This is a genomic window from Mesorhizobium sp. M2E.F.Ca.ET.209.01.1.1 (assembly GCF_004010375.2).
In the GTDB taxonomy this organism is placed as follows: Bacteria; Pseudomonadota; Alphaproteobacteria; order Rhizobiales; family Rhizobiaceae; genus Mesorhizobium.
Map to the genome: position 1 here is coordinate 1 of NZ_SADP02000140.1, position 500 is coordinate 500.

Here is a 500-nt window from a genome sequence, read left to right on the forward strand (position 1 = left end):
GCCTAACATATGATATGGCGGCAGGGATCGCGACCGGCCACGATGGGGGTGTCCAATTTCTACCCCAGGAGTGGACACCCGGTCTGCGATCGAGTGTCACGGCAAGATCGCAGACCGGCCCCTTGCTTTCGCGCGGCCGGTAGAGGCGGCGTCGGGCGCCGCCTCACCAGTTTTACACGTGCGACGGCCGCGCCTTCCAGGAAGGCGGCGGCATATTTCCATCCTCGATCAGGATGTCCTTCTTCCGGGCAAAGGCGACAAAGATTCCCCTGGCCGTCTCCGCGTCGATATCTCCCACCAGCGCCGCTCTGCACGCGCGGATAGCGGCTTTCTGTTCGGGACTGTTGCCGCACCAATCGGTGGCAAACTGGTATGCGTCAACCACGGTGTTGAGCTGACGGGGAAAACCCATTCCAACCCAAACTCGGATCGGATTTTCGAACGGCTTTGAAAGCATCGCGACCTCCATCGCGAGACTTCAGGCGGCTAGCCCACCGCGG

General features: G+C 61.8%; 1 protein-coding gene. It reads right to left on the reverse strand.

What is annotated here, in order from left to right:
- Window positions 1–172: 172 nt before the first annotated feature.
- Window positions 173–457 carry a DUF982 domain-containing protein gene (locus EN852_RS34985; protein WP_135879611.1) on the reverse strand — a complete coding sequence of 95 codons (285 nt, stop codon included), beginning with the start codon at window positions 455–457 and terminating at the stop codon, window positions 173–175.
- Between the last annotated feature and the right edge of the window lie 43 nt (window positions 458–500).